The sequence below is a fragment of the Niabella aquatica genome (genome assembly GCF_054779315.1).
In genome coordinates this window covers 20,167-40,429 of record NZ_BAAGYM010000020.1, presented here as the reverse complement: position 1 = coordinate 40,429, position 20,263 = coordinate 20,167, and the positions used below count along the sequence as shown (strand labels likewise).

The window sequence follows — 20,263 nt, the reverse complement described above, 5'->3', positions numbered from 1 at the left end:
TCGTGTCGGGCTCTGCCATCATCCCTCAAAGGAGCATACAGAATTGCCGGGTAAGAAAGAGTAAGCGAGTAAACAGCCGTGAATATGCAGCAAATTTGTTTATCTCCTCTTAACGCCTGATCTTTTCGTAAATACCGGGCTATTGCTGTTGTTGCTGCATTTGTTCCATATAGAACCTGTAGGAGTTTTTGTTCTCCTTTGAAGCATGAGGTGTATTTCCTGCTTTGTAACCAAATACCGGGTTGTCGTTCATTGCTTCAATCGGGGCAACATCTTTGTTATCGATGGATACTGACACCTCAAGGATATGATCTGATGAACCTTTATACGTACCTTTTACAGGAGTGCAATCGGAAAAACTTCTTCCAACTGCTAATCTTATGTGCCTGTCGCCTGCAATGCAGTTATTAGTAGGGTCAAGCCCCAGCCAGCCATAATCTGGCAGGTATGCCTCTACCCACGCATGCGTAGCGCCTTCTCCTCTGTACTCGTGGTTCTTAGGGCAAATATAACCGCTCACATATCGCGCCGGAATATTAATACGTCTTAAAATCAAAAGCAAAAAATGAGCAAAATCCTGGCATACGCCTGCCTTTAATTTCCATATTTCATCAACGCTGGTCTCTATATTGGTAATGCCTTTCGTATATTCAAAATTTTTAAAAATATACTCCGAAAAGGAACTGGCGTTTTCAAAAGGCGTTTTATTGATATCATAGAGTGAAGTGATAAAAGCGGCTACTCCTTCGCTGTTTTCCAGATGTTCCTGTTGCAGGAAATCAATATAGGGAAACAATCCGCAAACTGTTTGCAATGTTTCCCATTGTACGGATGCCGGGTTTTCATTTTCAGGAGGCCGCACTTCGTTTGTAATGACTGTTGCTTCAGAAGTGATCAATAACTCTGTGTGTGGTTCTACAATAGAGAATACCCCTACTTTATTGCCAAAATAATCGGTGAAGATTGCTACTGTAGGATGTTTTGTAATGGCTATTTTATGGCTCATCACATTTTGCGTCGCATCTTCTATCGGGTATAGCATGATCTGGTTGGTGCATTCTACCGCAGGGCTGCTATAAGAGTAGCGTGTAATATGTTTGATATTAAATGAAGGCATAATGGGTATAAGATAGTTTTAATGGTTTATTATTATTATGCTAAGCGCAGCGCTTTTACAACCGCTTAATTATATCCAAAATAATGTTGATTGAATGCAATAGCAATGCTATGCAAATCAGTACGGGTGTGTTTTAGCAAATTTCCGATACTTTCCCCGTTCTTTAAATCGCAGGTGCTGTATTTCAGATTGTTAAGCGCTTTGCCAATTAAAAAATCCAGATGTTCATAGCTTTCCGGAATACTTTGCGCGTACAATCGCTTAAAATAACGGCTGATATGCGACATACAATATAATATGGCATGCACAAAATCCTCATCGTATAAAATCTGTTTCATTATGGTATCGGGCTCTACCAGCCCGCGTGAAGATTTAAGGTAAGCTTCATAGCCCGACAAAGAATACAATAAATATCTTAACGAAGGTATGGCCAGTTCATCTCCCAGGGAATAGCCTATTTCTTTAAGCTTAATATCCGAAACATCGGTGGTTATTATGGCGCGTTCTACATAACGTCCCACATTTAAAAAATTATAGGCTTCTCCTCTCGACATTGTAATGTTAATTGTACCGTACAAAAACAAACTGTGTTTGATTAAAGCATCCAGTGCTGTTATCGGGTCTCCGTATTTAATGATATGCTCAATACCCGGTTCACGAATCAACAGGTAGTATGCATTAAGGTTATGCCACATTTCCTTGGTAATGTGATCCTGTACTGCTTTTGCATTTTCCCGCAATCGTGTAATATTATTAATCAGCGATGCGTCATTATCCTTATTCAGCATGACATACTCCAGTACGGAACGTGAATTATACTGGATAGTTTCAATTTCATGAGGCTCCAGGTAGCCATATGTTTGTAATACCGTTTTCCAGTTATACTGCTTCATTTCATCCTGTGATGCCACATAATTGGTTCGTAATACTCTAAGCAGGCCATTGGTTCTTTCCATATAACGAGCCAGCCAAAACACCGATTCTGCTACACGACTTAACATATATTTATTTGAATTTCAGGTTTCAAGTTCCTGGTTCAGGTTCCAGGCACTTATTTTTTACATTTCAATCTCCCAGTACCCAGGTGTCCTTGCTTCCCCCGCCCTGCGATGAGTTCACCACGAGGGAGCCCTCTCTTAATGCCACTCTGGTTAACCCTCCGGGTACAATATCTATCCCATCGGGGCCGTATAATGCAAATGGCCGCAGATCCACACGGCGCGGCTGCAGTTTTCCTCCAATATAACAGGGCGAAGAAGAAAGATTGATGATAGGCTGTGCTATAAAATTACGGGGATCTTCCAGGATGGCCTTCTTATATTCCTCCATCTCCTGTTCCGTTGCTTTATTACCCATGAGCATACCATAGCCGCCCGATTCATTGGTTTTTTTGATAACCATACGGTTCATATTAGCAAACACCATCGACCTGTTTTCCGGTACATCCAATTCGTACGTAGGTACATTATTTAGTATCGGAGCTTCGTTTAAATAGTAGCGGATCATTTCCGGAACATATGCATACACCGCCTTATCATCTGCCACGCCGTTGCCCATTGCGTTTACAATGGCGACGTTTCCTTTGCGGTAAGCCCAGTAAATTCCCGGCACTCCCAGAATACTGTCCGGTCTGAAGGTGAGCGGGTCTATAAAATCATCATCCACGCGGCGGTAGATTACATCCACCTTTTGCAGACCGCTGGTCGTTTTCATATATACATGATGGTTCTCTACTACAAGATCGCGGCCTTCTACCAGTTCAATACCCATAAGACGGGCTAAAGTGGTATGTTCGAAATAAGCCGAATTATATACGCCGGGCGTTAGCAGCACAACAGTAGGATTACTGCTTTGCCTGTTGGCCAGGCCCAGCAAATTTTTATGTAACAGGGACGGGTATTCAATTACACGCTGTACGTTATTACGTGGGATAAGGTCGGGGAAGATCCTGAAAGTGATACTCCTGTTTTCCAGCATGTATGAAACACCGGATGGGGTTCTGAGATTATCCTCCAGCACATAAAAACTGCCATCTGCATCCCTGATAAGATCAATGCCGGCGATATGGGAATAGATGTCGAAAGGAACGTTTATATTCATCATTTCCCTTAAGAACAGCGGGCAGGAATAAATAAGTTTTGCCGGAACAATACCATCTTTAATAATAAACTGCTGGTGATATACATCTTTTAAGAAGATATTAAGCGCTTTAAGACGCTGCTTTATGCCGGCTTCTATAATCGCCCATTCTTTGGCTTGTATAATGCGGGGAATGATATCAAAAGGAAATATCTTTTCTACCCCTTCATTATCGCTGTACACTGTAAAAGTAATGCCCTGCGTCATGAAGAGCTTTTTAGCGAGCTCATCCTTATTGCTTAGTTCATCCGATGTGAATCCCTCTATCGTTTTAACCAGCTGATGATAGCTTTCCCGCACCCCATCCTGGCTCATTAGCTCGTCCCAGATATCAGGCTGAGTATCATAAGCATCTAAAAGTCCCGTCATAGGCAATACTTATTTTGATTTAAAAATAAATATATATAAAATAAAATTAAAAATGAATATACATACCCATTGTTTTTTCTATATAAAAAAATATTATTATAAATTATATATAAGTTATTCCGTGATTTATTATGCATCCTATTTAATAAATAAATGAGAAAGGTATGGTTTATTAATATTGAAAAAGTAGTTATTCAATATATCAATAAGTTATATAACAAAAAAATATTTGTACACTTATTTTTTTGTACAGAGGCTAGCTTTAATTTTCCAGGCTTTACCCTGCAATTGCGGTATTAATTGATGATTTTTAACCAGAAATTTGGTTTTTTTAAGATATAATATCAATTTTATGCCTGATTTTTTAACTGTATTAAAAATACCTGAAGATTAGATTTATGCATTCAGCTACAACAATTCATGTCTCCCCGCAATTATTAAGGATCGTAAAAAAGAAAAAGAACAGGAAAAAGAAAGAAAAAATACTCAACCTGCTTTATTGGGATTATTATGCCCTGAGGTTTTTATCCTGAACTGTTTTAGACCATTATTTCCGCTGCAACTAAAATGTACGAAGGTTCTGCCTGCGGCACATTACCGGGACCAGCGCGTAGTATTTTTGTTGAATCTTTGCTATAAGCATTTGCCTGTATCCTGGCCTGGCCCTCTTGGGCAGCCTGCCAGTCAGCGCCGGTTTTATGAACGAAAAATTTCATGTACGTTTGATCTATGAACGAACTACCATCTATTGCTTTTAAAAAGGCATCTGTGATCAGGCAATACCAGGAAAAAAAGCTGGAGGATCTGCTTCTCTATCTCAATGCGCATTCCGGTTACTATAAAGCGCTGTTTGCCGGGAAGGCTATTGATCCGGGGGAAATCAGAACAATAGGAGACCTGGTAAAAATACCTCCAACAGAAAAAGAGCATCTCCAACTGCGTAACCGGGACTTTTTATGTGTACCGGAAAACAAGATCATTGAATATACCGCCACTTCAGGTACCGTGGGCAGCCCGGTAACTATTGCCCTTACAGAAAATGACCTGCAAAGGCTGGCATATAACGAATACAGCTCTTTTGTTTGTGCCAACGGTACCTCGGAAGATATATTTCAGCTGATGCTTACCCTGGACCGGCAATTTATGGCAGGAATGGCCTATTACAGCGGCATCCGTAAGCTGGGCGCCGGCGTGGTTCGCGTGGGGCCGGGTGTTCCTTCCCTGCAATGGGAAACCATCGACAGGCTGAAGCCAACCGCCATTGTTGCAGTGCCTTCATTTATTATCAAGCTTATACAATATGCACAAGACAACGGGATTGATATTAACCGGTCTTCGGTAAAGAAGGCCGTGTGTATTGGCGAAAACATCCGGAGCGAAAACCTGGAACCTAATATCCTGGCCCAAAAAATAACGGATAAATGGAATATCCGGCTGTTCTCTACTTATGCTTCTACAGAAATGCAGACAGCATTTACCGAATGTGAAGCAGGCAGGGGCGGCCATTTAAATCCTGAGCTGTTAATTGTTGAATTGCTCGGCGATGACGGGCTTCCTGTTCCTGATGGGGAACCCGGCGAAGTAACGATTACCACCCTGGGTGTGGAAGGAATGCCATTACTAAGATATAAAACCGGGGATATCTGCAAAGCTTATACCGAACCGTGCAGCTGCGGCCGGCATACCCTGCGCCTGTCTCCTGTGATCGGCCGGAAAAAGCAGATGATAAAATATAAAGGTACCACTTTATTTGCCCCTGCGCTGTTTGAGATCATGCACAGGATTGACGCAATAAAAGAATATGTGGTAGAGGTTTATAGTAATGAAATAGGCACGGATGAAGTGCTGCTATACATTGTGCCTGCAGACAACCTGGAAGAAACCCAAAACAAAATAAAGGCCTATTTACAGGCGCGGTTGCGTGTAACACCACATATTAAATATATAGAGCCGGAAGTCATGCAAAAGCTGCAGTTTCCTGACGGCGTAAGAAAGCCGGTAAAATTTGTGGATCGCAGAAAAGCAAACTAATAGGAATAGGTTAAGGTTTTATAATAACCTGCTGACCCTGAAATATTCACTGAAATCTTATTGGTATTCTTTTGTCTTATCGGGTAGAGATCAAAGCTATAAGTTCCGGAGCCCGGCATCGCACAATCCGAACCATACTGAAGCGCAATTTTTAGAAGGTGCTGGGGTGGATAAACTGCCGCTACAGAAGGCGCATGTAGTACTTTAATAGCGGGGCCTGCGCAGGCGCTGCTAAGGCCCAGCGTTACTGTAAGGCAATCTCCGGTTATAGAAGCATGGGTAATGATAAACGCATCTGTAGGAGCCGTGTCAAAGTTAGATGCGTTGGCCTGAACCGCTTCTCCGCAAGGCGCGCTTACTCTATCTTCAGGTACTGCCTCTACCGGCGAGGCTCGTTTGCATGAAAAACTAAAAATAATAATAAATAATAAGGCCGATAAATAAGTCAGTCTCATAAATGGTCATTTTATCTGATAACGAAAAATACACTCCATACGCAACACTATAATAAAAATTGCCATAAAAAAGTAAAAAATTCCCGATCTCGCAAATGCTTTTTCCCGATCTAATAAATCATTGCGGGCAATTAAACAGAGTTTTGCACCTCTATCTATCAAAAAATGTGCATGAAAGCGACGCCGTGTAAACTTATACTTGTATCTGCTACTATATTGGGCGCTACCCTGCAATTATCAGCGCAAAACGATACATCGGCTGTGCTGGAAGCGGTAACGGTTACTACGGGGCAATACAGGTCCCAGTCTTTAAAAAAATCTGTCTATAAAGTAAAAGTAATTACTGCCGAACAGATAAAGGCCAAAGCGGCGCTGAATATGACACAGGTACTGAACACCGAATTAGGCTTCCGTTTCAGCAACGATAATACGCTGGGGGTTAGCGATGTGCAATTGATGGGCATGAGTGGTCGCAGCATTAAAATCTTATTGGATGGTGTTCCGGTTGCTGACCGCAATGATACCCGCGAAAGCCTGAACCAGGTAGACCTGCAAACTGTAGAACGGATAGAAATAGTAGAAGGGCCTATGAGCGTTATGTATGGCTCGGATGCTTTGGCCGGTGTGATCAATATTATTACTAAAAAAGCAAATGGCACCCGTTTCAGCGTGGGTGCGCGCGTGCAGGAAGAAACAGCAGGGGATGAATATAGTTTTTTAGGCAATAAAGGCCTGCACCTGCAATCGGTAAACGCGGCTTATGCACAGCGTTCGTTTTTTGTAAATGGCGGTTTTACCCATAATGATTTCAGGGGCTTTGGCGGTGAATACGGCAGAGGCAAAACCTGGAAGCCCAAAGAGCAATATTTAGGAAACATCACTTTAGGCCATCGTGGTGAAAAAAATACGGTGTATTACCGGCTGGATGGGCTGGATGAAACCATTACCTCTAAAGGTGCCATTAATATGGACACTTATAAAGCTTTCGACCAGCGCTATATTACCCGCCGCTGGATGCACCAGGTACAGGACGACTGGCAGGTCAGCTCCAAATTTCATTTAAATACATCAGCATCCTATACCGATTACAGTCGCCGTACGCGAAGCACCAGGCATGATTTTACCACAAACGCCGATGAATTGACTACCGGCGCAGGCGAGCAGGATACAGCCGTATTCACTACACTGTTTTTCAGAACACAGGCACACTATATGTTCAATGAAAAAATTTCTTTTCAGCCGGGCCTTGAGTTCAACCGCAATGCCGCGTCCGGCGCAAGAATTGAAGGTTCGCCGGTAATTAATGACTTTGCTTTTTTCGCATCTGCTGAATGGAAACCGGTTAGCATTATTAATATCCGTCCGGGATTCAGGCTGATAAAAAATTCCCTGTACGATGCGCCGCCCATCGTTCCCGCGCTCAATACAAAGATCAGGTTGTCGGATGATATAGATTTAAGGTTATCGTATGCAAAAGGTTATCGCGCTCCGGCGTTAAGAGAGCTCTATTTCGATTTTATTGATGCTAATCATACCATATTAGGCAATAAAGATCTGAAAGCGGAAACTTCAAACAGCTTCAACGGATCGCTAAGCTGGAGCTATAATAACAATGATATAAAAGCCATGAGCACATTAAGCGGTTTTTATAATGTGTTTAACGACCTCATAGATTACGCGCTGGATCCTGCTGATAACACCACTACAAAGCTGTTCAATGTGTCGAAATTTAAAACTACCGGCGTTTCTTTTGAGCAGGGTTTTATGTATAGACAGTTACAATTAAATGTAGGCGCTTTATTTATAGGCCGCTATAATGATCTAACCAATGAAGAAGGGCTGAGCAGGGAAGTTCCCCGGTTCAACTGGTCACCGGAAGTGAACGCCACTGTTTATTACAACATCAGCAAAATAAAAACCAACCTGGCTTTACTATACAAATACTCCGGTGCCAGGAAAACGTACCAGATGGTGAATGGCAGCACTTCTGATGTAGAGCTCAGAGGCCTCAACAGTTTTAGCTGGGCCGATTTTTCTATTTCCAAAACACTGTTCAATACGGTTACGCTTCAGGCAGGGGTCAAAAATATTTTCGATATAAACAGTATCAATAACACGGCCGCCAGCGGCGGTGCGCACAGTACCGGCGGGCCTGCACCCATCAGCTATGGTCGCTCCTACTTTTTAGGTATCGCTTATCAATTTTTTAAATAGTAAATAAACAATAGCAACATGAAAAAAATCTTATTTATTTCGATAGCCGCAGCCACGCTGGCATCCTGCAGCAAGGATAAAGACCCGGTAATTGTTGTGCCGCCGTCGAATGGAAGTACAATGACATTGAATGGTGTGTCTTCAGCTAACGAATCAGGAGCATCTGCAAAAAATTCAGTATATGTTGATTTCAGTACTGATAATCAAACAGCAGTTTTAAGAGAAAGCTGGGACTTGGCATTTTATTGTGGAAATGAGTTTCGTGTATTTTTAAACAACACAAGAAGCACAGGCGCCAAGGTACTTGATAAAACTGACCTTGCTGCTGTTGGTACTGCTGATACATTAGGCCTTACCCTTGCTGTGAGCCAAGTTGCTCCCCGGAATACACATTTTACTTTCTTTGATAATTTATCTGGCGCAGTCAATGAAACTCTTATACCAGAAATACCGGCAACAGCGGCAAGTAGTAAGATAATAATAGTGAATCGTGGCAATGGGGGTGGTATTCCATCACTACCATGGATTAAGGCTAAAATTACAAGAAATAGTTCTGGTTACACTATTCAATATGGAACGATCAATGCTACTACTTTTCAAACTGTCAATATTTCAAAAGATAATAATTATCATCGTAAGTTGTTCTCTTTTGATAATGGTGTAATAGCAAACGGGGAACCAGAGAAGAATAACTGGGATATAGTTTGGAGCTATTCTTTGTTTAGAACAGATTTTAATAATCCCGAAACAGGAAAAACAGAGCTGGTTCCGTATAATTTCTCAGATCTGATTGCAGTTAATTCTCTATCCAATGTACAGGTAAAAGAATTGATCTATGGCGATGCAACAATTGCAACAGATGCTTATTCAAAATTCAATAAAGATAGTGTGGCTAAATACAGCCTTGTGGCTGATCGTTGGTCTATAGGAAGTAACTGGAGACTTACAGTTGCCTCAGGCGGCGAACCCGCTGGTGTGCGGAAAAACAGATTTTATGTTGTTAAAGACGCAGATGGGAACTATTATAAACTGCAATGTTTAGCGATGGGCGCCGGCACTCCTCCTCCAGATGGTGGCACACGCGGTAAACCTCAAATCAAATACGAACTAATCAAGTAATTTTAAATACAATCTCAAACTATCAAAAGAAATGAAAAAGATTTTTAGCATAGCTATTGCCGCTGCACTATCCGCAACCGCAACAGCCCAAACCGGCAAAGAAAATATAGACAGGCTCTGCGGCTGCTTTGAAGTAACTTTCAAGTACGCCGAAACTTTTTCGCCTGATAAGGATTATAAGTTTCATGACAGGGAAAAAATTCAGGGAGCTACCGAACTGGCGCTGCCCATTATCAATACCAACAAAAGAGTGGTGATCCAGCACCTGCTGGTGGTGGGTAATGGCATGGTGGTAAAGCACTGGCGTGAAGACTGGACCTACGAGAATCCCGTGCAGTGGAACTATAAGGGAGACAAAGTATGGGAAAAAGTAACCCTGAACAAGAACGATGTAAAAGGCAAATGGTCGCAATCCGTTTGGGAGGTTACCGATGCGCCGCGCTACCAGGGCGCTGCTCCCTGGCAGTTGGTGAACGGTCATACCATATGGGAAAATACGGCCGATGCCCCGCTTCCCCGCAGGGAATATAGCCAGCGCTCCGATTATAATATCCTGAACCGCACCAACAGGCTGGTGATTAAAAACGATGGCTACGATCATGTTCAGGACAATAAAAAAGTGCTTCGGGCTGATGGCACCGACAAGGTAATTGCAGAAGAAAAAGGCCTGAACCTTTATGAAAAAGCCGATGCGTCTGATTGTGAGCCGGCTGCAAAATACTGGGAAGAACATAAAGGCTTCTGGACAGCCGTGCAGCAGGAATGGGATAAAGTGCTGGCAGCAAAATCAACCATTAAGCTGGTTGAAAAAGTAGGTGATGAAGACCTGATGACTAAATTGTTTGAACTTGCCGACGAATGGAAAGCTAAAACGCTTACAGCCGCTAATGTAAATACTACGCTGGCAGATATTTTAGCTAAACATATTCAATAGCATGTTTAAATCTTTAAGGTTCCAAAACCTTACAGGTTTATTGTTGTGGATTTTTCTAATAGTGGATATATACGCCGCGCCATTTCTGGCGTGGCTTTTTTCTGTGCCCGGGTCCATTAGTCAATAAACCCTTTGTTATTTTAAATATCGCAAATAGTATATATGGGGGCCTTACCGTCAAAATACACGAGCTGACGGTTACCTGTTTGCTTTTCGCTGTTCCATACATCCGGCTTACCGGTCAATAACAGTTTTTTATCAGAAGCCACCAAAACCCGGTAAGCAGTTGGGGTTGCTGCGCCTGGTAATGCCAATTGCCAGCAGAACCTGGGTTTGGGCACGTTTATTCCCAGGGAAAGCCCAGTACTCGCACATAAGGCTGGTAATTTATTTGCGCAACGTTATTGAAACTGGCAATTACCCGCATTGCCAGAACCGTAAAAGAAAAAACAGGCCTTGAAAAAAAGGACCGATTCATAAACAAAGAAAAATGTATGCAGCTATTGCAGTAAGATAGCCCTTTTATGATATTTTATATGCGTAAACGGGGTCTACAGCATAAAAGGCCTATATTCCTTACCTTTGCACTCATTTTTTAGTGAAATATGAGTGCAAAATACCAGGAGTTTTCGGGTTTGAATTTACCCGCAATAGAGAAAGAAATTCTACAAAAATGGACTGAAGAAAAGGCTTTTGAGAAAAGCATTTCTTTAAGAGAGGGCGCTACGCCGTTTGTTTTTTATGAAGGGCCGCCCAGTGCCAATGGAATGCCCGGCATTCACCACGTGATTTCCCGTACACTTAAAGACCTCGTTTGCCGTTATAAAACTATGCAGGGCTTCCAGGTAAAACGTAAAGGTGGCTGGGATACACATGGGTTGCCTGTAGAACTGGGTGTAGAGAAAGAATTAGGCATTACTAAAGAGGATATAGGGAAAAAAATCACTGTTGAAGAATATAACCAGAAATGCCGCGAAGCTGTATTGCGTTTTAAAGGTCAGTGGGATGACCTTACCCGAAAAATGGGTTATTGGGTAGACCTGAACGACCCTTATATCACTTTTAAAAATGAATACATTGAAACGCTTTGGTATTTGCTGAAGCAATTATTCCATAAAGGGCTGCTTTATAAAAGTGTAAGCATTCAGCCTTACTCTCCCGCAGCAGGTACCGGATTGAGTTCGCACGAGCTGAACCAACCGGGCACTTACAAGGATGTGAAGGATACCAGCGCTACGGTATTATTCCGCCTTCAACAAGGTGGAGATAATGCAGATCATACCACCGCAAAAAAGATCTTCGAGGCCATCGGACATTCACAACTCCCTCTCTCGGAGGATGGGGAGGCTTTTCTTATGGCGTGGACAACCACACCCTGGACGCTGCCTTCCAATCTTGGGCTGACTGTTGGACCGAACATTGAATATAGCCTTGTAAGATCTTTTAACCCCTATACGCACGAGCTGCAAAATGTAATGATAGCCACTGCGCTGTTGCACAAATATTTTAAAGCAGAAGGCAAGGACGGAGATTTAGCTGCATATCAAAAAGAAGACAAAGTGATTCCATGGAAAGTACTGGCGGCTTTCATGGGTAAAGACCTGGAAGGATTAAGATATGAACAGCTAATGCCTTTTGAAGCCAATAGTGTGGTTTCCGTTCAGGCGCTTACTCCCGGTGCGGATCCGTTTAAAATAGTAACTGGCGATTTTGTTACCACTGAAGATGGTACCGGTATTGTGCATACGGCACCTGCATTTGGTGCGGATGACTATAAGGCAGGACAAAAAAACAACCTGGGCATTGTTACCCTGGTAGATCGTGAAGGGAAGTTTATAGATGGAACCGGCGAATACAGTGGCCGTTATGTAAAAAATTATAAAGATGATCCGGCGTATATAGATGTAAATGTAGACATAGCGGTAGATCTGAAGCTGAAAGGCCGCGCTTTTAAAGTAGAAAAATATGAGCATAGTTACCCGCATTGCTGGCGTACCGATAAGCCCATCCTTTATTATCCGCTCGATGCCTGGTTTATCAGAACTACAGCGTTGCGCGAAAAAATGGTGGAGCTGAATAAAACCATTCACTGGAAACCCAAATCCACCGGTGAAGGCCGTTTTGGTAACTGGCTGGAAAATATGGTAGACTGGAACCTGAGCCGCAGCCGTTTTTGGGGTACACCGCTGCCTGTATGGAGCACAGCAGATGGTGAAGAAAGAAAATGTATCGGTTCTGTAGAAGAGCTAAACACAGAAATTAGAAAAGCGGCAGAAGCATTGGGTGGTGATACCAATAAAAAATTCATTGCCGAAGGGGTGCAGGATCTTCACAAACCTTATGTAGATGAAATTATATTGGTAAGCGATAACGGTAAAATCATGCGCCGCGAACCGGACCTTATCGACGTTTGGTTCGACAGTGGCGCCATGCCATATGCACAATGGGGTTTAGATTATAAAAAACTGGAAGCAGGTGATCCGCAGCCTTTCAACCAGCCTTTCGAAAGTAATTTTCCTGCCGATTTTATTTGTGAAGGTGTAGACCAAACCCGCGGATGGTTTTATACGCTTCATGCTATAGCATCGTTATTATACGAAAACGTAGCCTTTAAAACCGTAGTAAGCAACGGACTGGTGCTGGATAAGAACGGTAACAAAATGAGCAAACGCCTGGGTAATGTAGTAGACCCATTTGATACTATTGAAAAATTCGGCGCCGATGCTACCCGCTGGTATCTTATCACCAATGCTTCTCCCTGGGATAATCTTAAATTCGATATTGACGGTATCAAAGAAGTACAGCGCAAATTTTTTGGCACACTCTATAATACCTACCAGTTTTTTGCCCTGTATGCTAATGTGGATGGCTTCGCATTTAAAGAGCCTTATATGCCCATGAGCGAAAGGCCCGAAATCGACCGCTGGATCATATCATCCCTCCATTCTCTGGTAAAAAATGTTACCATGGCAATGGATAATTATGAACCCACCCAGGCTGGCAGGCTCATAGAAGATTTTGTAGACGAGCACCTGAGTAACTGGTATGTGCGTCTTTGCCGCCGCCGTTTCTGGAAACCTGCCCGCCGTAATGTAAATGCACCGGCAGGCGGAGATGAATATGAAGCAGATAAAGTTTCGGCATACCAAACGCTGTATGAGTGCCTGGAAACCATCTGCTGCCTGATGGCTCCTGTTGCTCCTTTCTTTAGTGACGCTGTATATCAGAATCTCAATAAAGTTACCGGCCTTCACAGCGTAGAGTCCGTACACCATGTGCTCTTTCCAAAAGCGGATGAAGCGCTTATCGATAGCTCTTTAGAAGAAAGAATGCAGTTGGCGCAAGATGCCAGTTCGCTCATCCTTTCTTTAAGAAAGAAGGTGAATATTAAAGTGCGTCAGCCATTGCAAAGAGTATTGATACCGGTACTGAACCCGGCCATGAAAGAGCAATTGCAAGAGGTGGAAACGCTGATCAAATCTGAAGTAAACGTAAAAGAAATATCCTATTTATTTGAAACAGAAGGGTTTATTAAAAAGAAGATCAAGCCCAACTTCGTTGCGCTGGGTAAAAAGCTGGGGCCGAAAATGAAAGCGGTTTCCGCTGCGCTGGCAGAGTTCACACAGGAGGATATCAGCCGGTTAGAGCGTGAAGGAAGCTACCCGCTTACTATTGCCGGTGAAGTAATTACTATTAGTCCGGGAGAAACAGAGATCATAAGTGAAGATATCCCCGGCTGGACAGTGGCCTCGAAAGGAGCGCTTACCGTTGCGCTTGATATTACCGTAACACCCGAATTACAGCAGGAAGGGGATGCCCGCGAATTTGTAAACCGGATCCAGAAAATAAGAAAGGACAGTGGATTTGAACTTACAGATAAAATAAATATAGTAATTGACACAAATGAGACACTAAAAAACTCATTGACTGCCTATAAAGATTATATTTGCGCGGAAACTTTAGCAGAAAATTTATATTTTCAGCCTATAACAGATGGTAATGGTATAGAAATTGATATAAATGAACACACTTTACTAACGATTGTATCTAAAAAAGGGTAAAATACATGGCTACAAGAAAAAGTGCACCGGCTAAAAAAGCAGCGCCGGCTAAGAAGCAAACTAAACCCGCTGTTAAAGCAGTCAAGGCGGCTCCTAAACCTGCGCGTTCCGCAAGCGTGAAAGCTGTGCCTGCTAAAGCAGCTTCCAAAGCTGCGGCTGTCGCAGGTAAAAAAGCGGCGCCGGCTAAATCTGCACGCCCGTCAGGTGGAAAAGTGGCTCTTAAAACAGCGCCTAAAAAAACATTGCGCCCGTCAGGTGGAGCTGTGCCTGCTAAAACAGCTAAACAACCTGCTCCTGCCGCAGCTGGTAAAAAGACTGCTGCCGCTAAAACTGCCGCAGCACCTAAAAAGAAAGCTGTGCCAGCCAAAACAGCAGAAAAAGCCGCTCCCTCCGCACCTGCTAAAGCCGAAAAAAAGGCTGCCCCCAAAGCAGCACCCCCTAAAAAAGAACAATCTTTAAAGACGCCGGTATTGCCCAAACTTTCTACCAAAAGCGCAGTAAAGTATCAGCCGGATTTTACAAAAAGTATATTAGACACCCCTAAAAACGAACAAGTGAAAGCAGTAGTAAGATATTCAGACAGTGATTTACAGGAGTTTAAAGAAATTATCCTGAGAAAGTTAGATGCCGCTAAAAAAGAACTGGCATACCTGCAGGGATTAATTACCCGTCGTGATGAAGGGGGTGATATGGACGAAGGCCGCTATATGACAATGGAGGATGGAAGCGTGAGTATGGAACGTGAGCAGCTAAGCCAGCTGGCCAGCCGGCAGATCACTTTTATTGATCACCTGGAAAAAGCTTTAATGCGTGTAGAAAATAAATCTTATGGTATTTGCCGGGTTACCGGTAATCTTATTGATAAAGCACGTTTGCGCGCAGTTCCCCATGCCACGTTAAGCATGGAGGCTAAAACAACAATGAACAAATAAATCCTGTGCCGCCCGGCAGCTAATAAATAAGTAAAGCGAAGCGGAATAAAACACTGCTTCGCTTTTATTATCTGCGCTCTTCCTGCACCGGCTGTATCATTTCAACGCGGGAACATAAATAATAGTACACAATGGCACATCGTACATTAAAATGACTATATCATTCAGCTATAACAAAAAGCAGGTAATACAGGCACTACGTTATCATTTTATCTCTAAAACAGAATTAAAGATAATGATCATCCTGGTAAATGCCTTTGCGATCCTGTCGTTAATATTATACTCTATGAGAAAGATCACTCCTGTGGCCTTTCTTACATATTCTTTTTTGTGGATTATATTAATGGTTACCGTATGGTTTATTTTGCCTGTAGTAGTGTACAATCGCTCCCATACGTTCAGACACCGGTTTTCTCTGCACTTTAATGAGAATGATTTTACGCTTGAGCATGAGCAGGGAAAAAGAAGCTGGCCTTACAGCGCCTTGCAGAATTTTAAAGAAACACCTCATTTCTTTCACCTGTATTTTGATACAAGATCTTTTTTGTTAGTGCCTAAAGATGCTTTTAAGGACCTGGAAGATATGCAGCGTGTGCGCGAGCTGCTAAAGCGCAGAAGATAGAAGGAGGTCGCTAAATACGTTTTTTCATCAGTACATGCGCTATTGAAAGCTTTTCAAATTCATCACCGCTGATGGCGTACCCCAGTCTTTCATAAAACCCGGCAGAAGAGGAGCGGGCATGCATGGCAATTTCTTTATAGCCAATATCCCTTGCAATAGTTTCGGCAAACTCCATTAGCGCACGGCCTATTCCCTTTCCCTGTAACTGGTTCCGTACGGCCATTTGTCTTAACAGCACGTTGTCTTCGTTTCTGACCAGCATACAGCAGCCCAGCATTTTTTCATCTTCAAAAGCTCCGATCAGTATATGCTCTTCATCAGCCTCAATATCCACCGCTTCGAGTACCATACCTAAGGGTTTGCGCAGGATATCGTTGCGCAGATCTACCATTTGCTGATACTCCTTGGTACCGTAATCTATAATTTTTAAGGCCATTGCGGTTTAAGTTCTCACATGATTTTGATAAAACGGTGCGGCGTAAAATAATAAATTTTATTGGATTAAAATTAATAAATTTATTGCTGATAACATTTTTACATTTTTTTTTGTTTCTTGTGCTTATTTAGTCAAAAGCTCTATTTTTGCACTCAACAAACAAAAACAATCAGATATGTCAGACATTGCATCAAGAGTAAAAAAAATCATCGTTGACAAATTAGGTGTTGACGAGGCAGAAGTAACCACCGAAGCATCTTTTACCAATGATTTGGGCGCGGATTCTCTGGATACCGTTGAGTTGATTATGGAATTTGAAAAAGAATTCAATATTTCTATCCCTGATGAGCAGGCTGAAACGATTACCACAGTTGGTCAGGCTGTATCATACCTGGAAGAGCACGCTAAGTAATAATTTTAAACAAATGCTTCAATTGCCGGATAGAACAACTGGCAAAAAATTAGCGAATTTATATCCGCCTTTGAAGTGGTTACCCATACAAAGGCGGTTTTTATTAACGAAGAGCCTCACAGCTTATGGAATTAAAAAGGGTTGTTATAACCGGTATGGGTGCTTTGACACCGTTGGGCAATTCAGTAGAAGACTATTGGAACGGCCTGATCAATGGTGTGTCGGGCGCAGCTCCTATCACCATATTTGATGCATCAAAGTTCAGGACCAGGTTTGCCTGTGAAGTAAAAAACTTTGAGCCTACTAATTTTCTTGACAGGAAAGAAGCGCGTAAAATAGACCGGTTCTCTCAATTTGCCCTGGTAGCCAGCGATCAGGCTATGACTGATGCGGGGCTTAACCGGGAGAATATAAATCCCGACAGGACTGGCGTGGTACTGGGTAGCGGTATTGGAGGGCTTACCACATTTCAGCAGGAAGTAATGGAATTTGCCAAAGGTGATGGTACGCCGCGCTTTAACCCCTTTTTTATACCTAAAATGATCCTTGATATTGCCGCAGGGCAGGTAAGCATGAGGCATAACCTGCGAGGCCCTAACTACGCTGTTACAAGCGCCTGTGCCAGCAGCACGAATGCGATGATCGACGCTTTAAATCTGCTGCGGTTAGGAAAAGCGGATATTATGGTAGCAGGAGGCAGTGAAGCGGTAATCAGCGAAGCAGGTGTCGGAGGATTTAATGCGATGAAAGCCATGAGCGAGCGCAATGATGATCCTGCTACAGCCAGCAGGCCTTATGACAAAGATCGTGACGGGTTTGTAATAGGAGAAGCTGCCGGTATCTTGATATTTGAAGAATTAGAGCATGCCAAAGCCCGGGGTGCTAAAATTTACTGTGAAGTGGTAGGCGGGGGCGCAAGCGCTGATGCTTATCATATAACGGCTCCCCATCCGCAGGGCCTGGGCGCTAAAAATGTAATGCTGGCCGCATTAAATGATGCGGGGCTGAGTGTAACAGATGTTGATTATATTAATACACATGGCACATCCACGCCTTTGGGAGATATTGCGGAAACAAAAGCTATTTTGGATGTTTTTGGAGAGCAGGCTTATAAACTTAATATAAGCTCTACCAAAAGCATGACAGGACATTGCCTGGGCGCTGCGGGCGTAATAGAAGCAATAGCCTGTATCAAGAGTGTGATACATGATATAGTTCCCCCTACCATCAATCACTTTACTGATGATCCGGAGCTAGACCCGAAATTGAATTTTACTTTCAACAAAGCCCAAAAACGTGTGGTAAATGTTGCTTTAAGCAATACCTTTGGTTTTGGAGGGCATAATGCCTGCGTAATTGTAAAGAAATACACATAATTTGTGGGGTTCATCAGGGACTTATTTGCCAGTAATACCGACGCTTCTTTAAAAAAGGAGCTGAAAAATATATTGGGTTTTGCGCCCGATAATTTTGATCTCTATAAAACTGCACTTACCCACCGCTCTGTTAGTGAGGGAGTAGATGAAAATAACGAACGGCTTGAATACCTGGGAGATGCTATCCTGAGCGCTATAACAGCCGACTATCTGTTCCGGCGTTATCCTTATCACGGAGAAGGCTTTCTTACTGAAATGAGAAGCAAGATGGTAAACCGCCAGCAACTGAACGAAGTGGCGGTAAAAATGGGCCTGAAAAAGATCACCAGGTTCAATAAACAGGATAACTGTTTAAAAACCAGTCATATTTTTGGTAATACACTGGAAGCCCTGGTAGGAGCCATTTACCTGGATTATGGTTACAAGCGTACCTCACGTTGGGTACAGGATTATATTATAACGCCACACATGTTTATGGATGAGCTGGAAGTGCTGGAGATCAACCATAAAAATAAACTGTATGGCTGGGCCAATAAAAACGGCAAAACGCTTGAATTTATTACGCTTGATGAGCGGATAGAAAACGGGCGCCGCTTGTTTACCGTAGCGGCGGTAGTAGATGGCGAAACCATTGCTCAGGGCACTGCCTTTAATAAAAAAGATGCTTCGCAAATAGCTGCCAATACTGCTGTTGATTTATTAGGTTCGAATGGAGATCTCCTGCAATAACCAGCACACCGTACAACTGCAAAATACTCCTTTTCCCCATCCGGAATTCATGCGTATTTTTTACCTTTAATCAATGCCGGCAAATACCCCTGTTTATATGGATTACAGCGCCACCACCCCCTGCGATGAACGGGTGGTAGTGGACATGTTACCTTATTTTACCACCTATTTTGGCAATGCATCAAGTCGCGTACATAGTTTTGGCTGGAGGGCAGCTGCAGCCGTAGAGCAGGCACGCGAAAGAGTAGCTGTGCTGGTGAATGCACGGCCGGGAGAACTTATTTTTACTTCCGGTGCTACAGAGGCCTGTAACCTGGCACTGAGAGGTGTTTTTGAACGGTATGCTGTAAAAGGAAATCATATTATCACAACGGCTACTGAACATAAAGCTGTTTTAGATACCTGTAAGGCGCTTGAGAAAAAAGGGGCCATAATTACCTTTCTGAAAGTAGATAAAAACGGTCTTACAAACCTGGCAGAACTGTCTGCCGCCATAAGACCCACCACGATTTTGGTGAGTGTGATGTTTGCAAATAACGAAACCGGCGTTATACAGCCCGTAAAAGAAATAGGTGCTATTTGCAAACAGCGCCAGGTATTGTTTTTTTGTGATGCCACCCAGGCCGCAGGTAAAATACCTGTGGATGTGAATGATACAGGTATGGATTTAATGAGCATCAGCTCTCATAAAATGTGTGGCCCTAAAGGAGTGGGAGCGCTGTATATCAGGAGCCGGAATCCGCGCGTAACACTTACGCCCCAGATAACAGGCGGAGCTCAGGAAAAAAATATTAGAAGTGGTACATTGAATGTGCCGGCTATCGTGGGCTTTGGCAGGGCCTGCAGCATATGCTTCGAAGAAATGAAAAATGAATCGGTCAGGCTTAGCCTGTTATACAACAAACTAAAAGAGGGCTTATTGAATATACCTGGAACGCATTTAAACGGGCATGCCAGCCAGCGCCTGCCGAATATGCTGAATATCTCTTTTGAGGGGCTGAATAGTGGCATGCTTTTATCGGCATTGAATAAAGAGATCGCCCTGTCTTCCGGTTCCGCCTGTACCAGTGGCAGTCTCGATCCTTCGTATGTACTAACCGCTATGGGTACAAGTTCCGATCTTGCCAAAGCAGCGCTGCGATTTAGTATCGGAAGATTTACAACCGAGGAAGAGATTGACTTTACGATAAAAGAAGTAACAGCAAAAGTAACCGGCCTGAGAGCCCATGAGCTAATGTGATAATAGTAAATAGGGCGCAGGTTTTACCATACTTCACTAATCCTCTTTCTTTTCAACAAAACAACCAACCTCAACTT

Annotated in this window: 18 protein-coding genes; 11 read left to right on the top strand and 7 right to left on the bottom strand. The window is 43.0% G+C overall.

The features are described from left to right. Nucleotides 1-139 precede the first annotated feature (139 nt). The 4 genes from ACYVBM_RS15590 to ACYVBM_RS15575 form a co-directional block, all read right to left on the bottom strand. Entirely contained in the window at nucleotides 140-1,117 is a 978-nt protein-coding gene (locus ACYVBM_RS15590) for a transglutaminase family protein (RefSeq protein WP_460686613.1), read from the bottom strand. A 65-nt stretch (nucleotides 1,118-1,182) separates the two neighbouring features. Beyond that, the gene (locus ACYVBM_RS15585; RefSeq protein ID WP_460686612.1) at nucleotides 1,183-2,118 is read right to left on the bottom strand and encodes an alpha-E domain-containing protein; all 936 of its coding nucleotides are present in this window, start codon (nucleotides 2,116-2,118) and stop codon (nucleotides 1,183-1,185) included. A gap of 64 nt (nucleotides 2,119-2,182) precedes the next feature. Further along, entirely contained in the window at nucleotides 2,183-3,625 is a 1,443-nt protein-coding gene (locus ACYVBM_RS15580) for a circularly permuted type 2 ATP-grasp protein (protein WP_460686611.1), read from the bottom strand. Between the two features lie 539 nt (nucleotides 3,626-4,164). Further along, nucleotides 4,165-4,341, bottom strand: coding sequence for a hypothetical protein (locus tag ACYVBM_RS15575; RefSeq protein WP_460686610.1), 177 nt, complete (start codon nucleotides 4,339-4,341; stop codon nucleotides 4,165-4,167). A gap of 13 nt (nucleotides 4,342-4,354) precedes the next feature. Here ACYVBM_RS15575 and ACYVBM_RS15570 point away from each other — a divergent pair, with 13 nt between their 5' ends. Further along, a complete protein-coding gene (locus tag ACYVBM_RS15570; protein ID WP_460686609.1) occupies nucleotides 4,355-5,656 on the top strand; it encodes a phenylacetate--CoA ligase family protein in 1,302 nt (433 codons plus the stop codon). Here ACYVBM_RS15570 and ACYVBM_RS15565 read toward each other — a convergent pair. Then, the gene (locus ACYVBM_RS15565; protein WP_460686608.1) at nucleotides 5,653-6,111 is read right to left on the bottom strand and encodes a hypothetical protein; all 459 of its coding nucleotides are present in this window, start codon (nucleotides 6,109-6,111) and stop codon (nucleotides 5,653-5,655) included. The genes ACYVBM_RS15570 and ACYVBM_RS15565 overlap by 4 nt on opposite strands. Nucleotides 6,112-6,282: 171 nt before the next feature. On the opposite strand from ACYVBM_RS15565, the gene ACYVBM_RS15560 reads away from it, so the two are divergent. From ACYVBM_RS15560 to ACYVBM_RS15550, 3 genes are read left to right on the top strand one after another with little or no spacing between them, the layout of a single operon-like run. After that, nucleotides 6,283-8,325: a TonB-dependent receptor plug domain-containing protein gene (locus ACYVBM_RS15560; protein ID WP_460686607.1), complete on the top strand. Its 2,043-nt coding sequence runs from the start codon at nucleotides 6,283-6,285 to the stop codon at nucleotides 8,323-8,325. Nucleotides 8,326-8,343: 18 nt separating this feature from the next. Beyond that, nucleotides 8,344-9,444, top strand: a complete 1,101-nt coding sequence (locus tag ACYVBM_RS15555) for an HmuY family protein (protein ID WP_460686606.1) — start codon at nucleotides 8,344-8,346, stop codon at nucleotides 9,442-9,444. Nucleotides 9,445-9,475: 31 nt separating this feature from the next. Continuing rightward, a complete protein-coding gene (locus ACYVBM_RS15550) occupies nucleotides 9,476-10,378 on the top strand; it encodes a DUF6607 family protein (protein WP_460686605.1) in 903 nt (300 codons plus the stop codon). Nucleotides 10,379-10,518: 140 nt separating this feature from the next. Here ACYVBM_RS15550 and ACYVBM_RS15545 read toward each other — a convergent pair whose 3' ends face one another. After that, entirely contained in the window at nucleotides 10,519-10,725 is a 207-nt protein-coding gene (locus ACYVBM_RS15545) for a glycoside hydrolase family 78 protein (protein ID WP_460686763.1), read from the bottom strand. Nucleotides 10,726-10,983: 258 nt separating this feature from the next. On the opposite strand from ACYVBM_RS15545, the gene ileS reads away from it, so the two are divergent. The 3 genes from ileS (at nucleotide 10,984) to ACYVBM_RS15530 (ending at nucleotide 15,993) form a co-directional block, all read left to right on the top strand. After that, the gene (ileS, locus tag ACYVBM_RS15540) at nucleotides 10,984-14,439 is read left to right on the top strand and encodes an isoleucine--tRNA ligase (protein ID WP_460686604.1); all 3,456 of its coding nucleotides are present in this window, start codon (nucleotides 10,984-10,986) and stop codon (nucleotides 14,437-14,439) included. Nucleotides 14,440-14,444: 5 nt separating this feature from the next. Continuing rightward, nucleotides 14,445-15,371, top strand: coding sequence for a TraR/DksA family transcriptional regulator (locus ACYVBM_RS15535; protein ID WP_460686603.1), 927 nt, complete (start codon nucleotides 14,445-14,447; stop codon nucleotides 15,369-15,371). A 151-nt stretch (nucleotides 15,372-15,522) separates the two neighbouring features. Continuing rightward, nucleotides 15,523-15,993: a YcxB family protein gene (locus ACYVBM_RS15530; protein WP_460686602.1), complete on the top strand. Its 471-nt coding sequence runs from the start codon at nucleotides 15,523-15,525 to the stop codon at nucleotides 15,991-15,993. Nucleotides 15,994-16,003: 10 nt separating this feature from the next. Here the strand turns inward: ACYVBM_RS15530 and ACYVBM_RS15525 are convergent, their stop codons facing one another. After that, nucleotides 16,004-16,429 (bottom strand): GNAT family N-acetyltransferase, encoded by a 426-nt coding sequence (locus ACYVBM_RS15525; RefSeq protein ID WP_460686601.1) that lies wholly within the window; start codon nucleotides 16,427-16,429, stop codon nucleotides 16,004-16,006. 175 nt (nucleotides 16,430-16,604) lie between these two features. On the opposite strand from ACYVBM_RS15525, the gene ACYVBM_RS15520 reads away from it, so the two are divergent. The 4 genes from ACYVBM_RS15520 (at nucleotide 16,605) to ACYVBM_RS15505 (ending at nucleotide 20,186) form a co-directional block, all read left to right on the top strand. Further along, nucleotides 16,605-16,841, top strand: a complete 237-nt coding sequence (locus tag ACYVBM_RS15520; RefSeq protein ID WP_114792255.1) for an acyl carrier protein — start codon at nucleotides 16,605-16,607, stop codon at nucleotides 16,839-16,841. 125 nt (nucleotides 16,842-16,966) lie between these two features. Beyond that, nucleotides 16,967-18,217: a beta-ketoacyl-ACP synthase II gene (gene fabF / locus ACYVBM_RS15515; protein WP_460686600.1), complete on the top strand. Its 1,251-nt coding sequence runs from the start codon at nucleotides 16,967-16,969 to the stop codon at nucleotides 18,215-18,217. 3 nt (nucleotides 18,218-18,220) lie between these two features. Continuing rightward, on the top strand, nucleotides 18,221-18,946 hold the full coding sequence (rnc, locus tag ACYVBM_RS15510) for a ribonuclease III (protein WP_460686599.1): 726 nt from the start codon (nucleotides 18,221-18,223) through the stop codon (nucleotides 18,944-18,946). Between the two features lie 73 nt (nucleotides 18,947-19,019). Then, on the top strand, nucleotides 19,020-20,186 hold the full coding sequence (locus ACYVBM_RS15505) for a cysteine desulfurase family protein (protein ID WP_460686598.1): 1,167 nt from the start codon (nucleotides 19,020-19,022) through the stop codon (nucleotides 20,184-20,186). The last annotated feature ends 77 nt before the right edge of the window (nucleotides 20,187-20,263 follow it).

Bases quoted from the DNA above. Each gene is read 5' to 3' on its own strand.
- ACYVBM_RS15520 (WP_114792255.1), top strand. From the start codon at position 16,605: ATGTCAGACATTGCATCAAGAGTAAAAAAAATCATCGTTGACAAATTA.
- ACYVBM_RS15530 (WP_460686602.1), top strand. From the start codon at position 15,523: ATGACTATATCATTCAGCTATAACAAAAAGCAGGTAATACAGGCACTA.
- ACYVBM_RS15580 (WP_460686611.1), bottom strand. From the start codon at position 3,625: ATGACGGGACTTTTAGATGCTTATGATACTCAGCCTGATATCTGGGAC.
- ACYVBM_RS15535 (WP_460686603.1), top strand. From the start codon at position 14,445: ATGGCTACAAGAAAAAGTGCACCGGCTAAAAAAGCAGCGCCGGCTAAG.
- ACYVBM_RS15570 (WP_460686609.1), top strand. From the start codon at position 4,355: ATGAACGAACTACCATCTATTGCTTTTAAAAAGGCATCTGTGATCAGG.
- fabF (WP_460686600.1), top strand. From the start codon at position 16,967: ATGGAATTAAAAAGGGTTGTTATAACCGGTATGGGTGCTTTGACACCG.
- ACYVBM_RS15565 (WP_460686608.1), bottom strand. From the start codon at position 6,111: ATGAGACTGACTTATTTATCGGCCTTATTATTTATTATTATTTTTAGT.
- ACYVBM_RS15505 (WP_460686598.1), top strand. From the start codon at position 19,020: ATGCCGGCAAATACCCCTGTTTATATGGATTACAGCGCCACCACCCCC.
- ACYVBM_RS15585 (WP_460686612.1), bottom strand. From the start codon at position 2,118: ATGTTAAGTCGTGTAGCAGAATCGGTGTTTTGGCTGGCTCGTTATATG.
- ACYVBM_RS15560 (WP_460686607.1), top strand. From the start codon at position 6,283: ATGAAAGCGACGCCGTGTAAACTTATACTTGTATCTGCTACTATATTG.
- ACYVBM_RS15555 (WP_460686606.1), top strand. From the start codon at position 8,344: ATGAAAAAAATCTTATTTATTTCGATAGCCGCAGCCACGCTGGCATCC.
- ACYVBM_RS15525 (WP_460686601.1), bottom strand. From the start codon at position 16,429: ATGGCCTTAAAAATTATAGATTACGGTACCAAGGAGTATCAGCAAATG.
- ACYVBM_RS15550 (WP_460686605.1), top strand. From the start codon at position 9,476: ATGAAAAAGATTTTTAGCATAGCTATTGCCGCTGCACTATCCGCAACC.
- ACYVBM_RS15575 (WP_460686610.1), bottom strand. From the start codon at position 4,341: ATGAAATTTTTCGTTCATAAAACCGGCGCTGACTGGCAGGCTGCCCAA.
- ACYVBM_RS15590 (WP_460686613.1), bottom strand. From the start codon at position 1,117: ATGCCTTCATTTAATATCAAACATATTACACGCTACTCTTATAGCAGC.
- ileS (WP_460686604.1), top strand. From the start codon at position 10,984: ATGAGTGCAAAATACCAGGAGTTTTCGGGTTTGAATTTACCCGCAATA.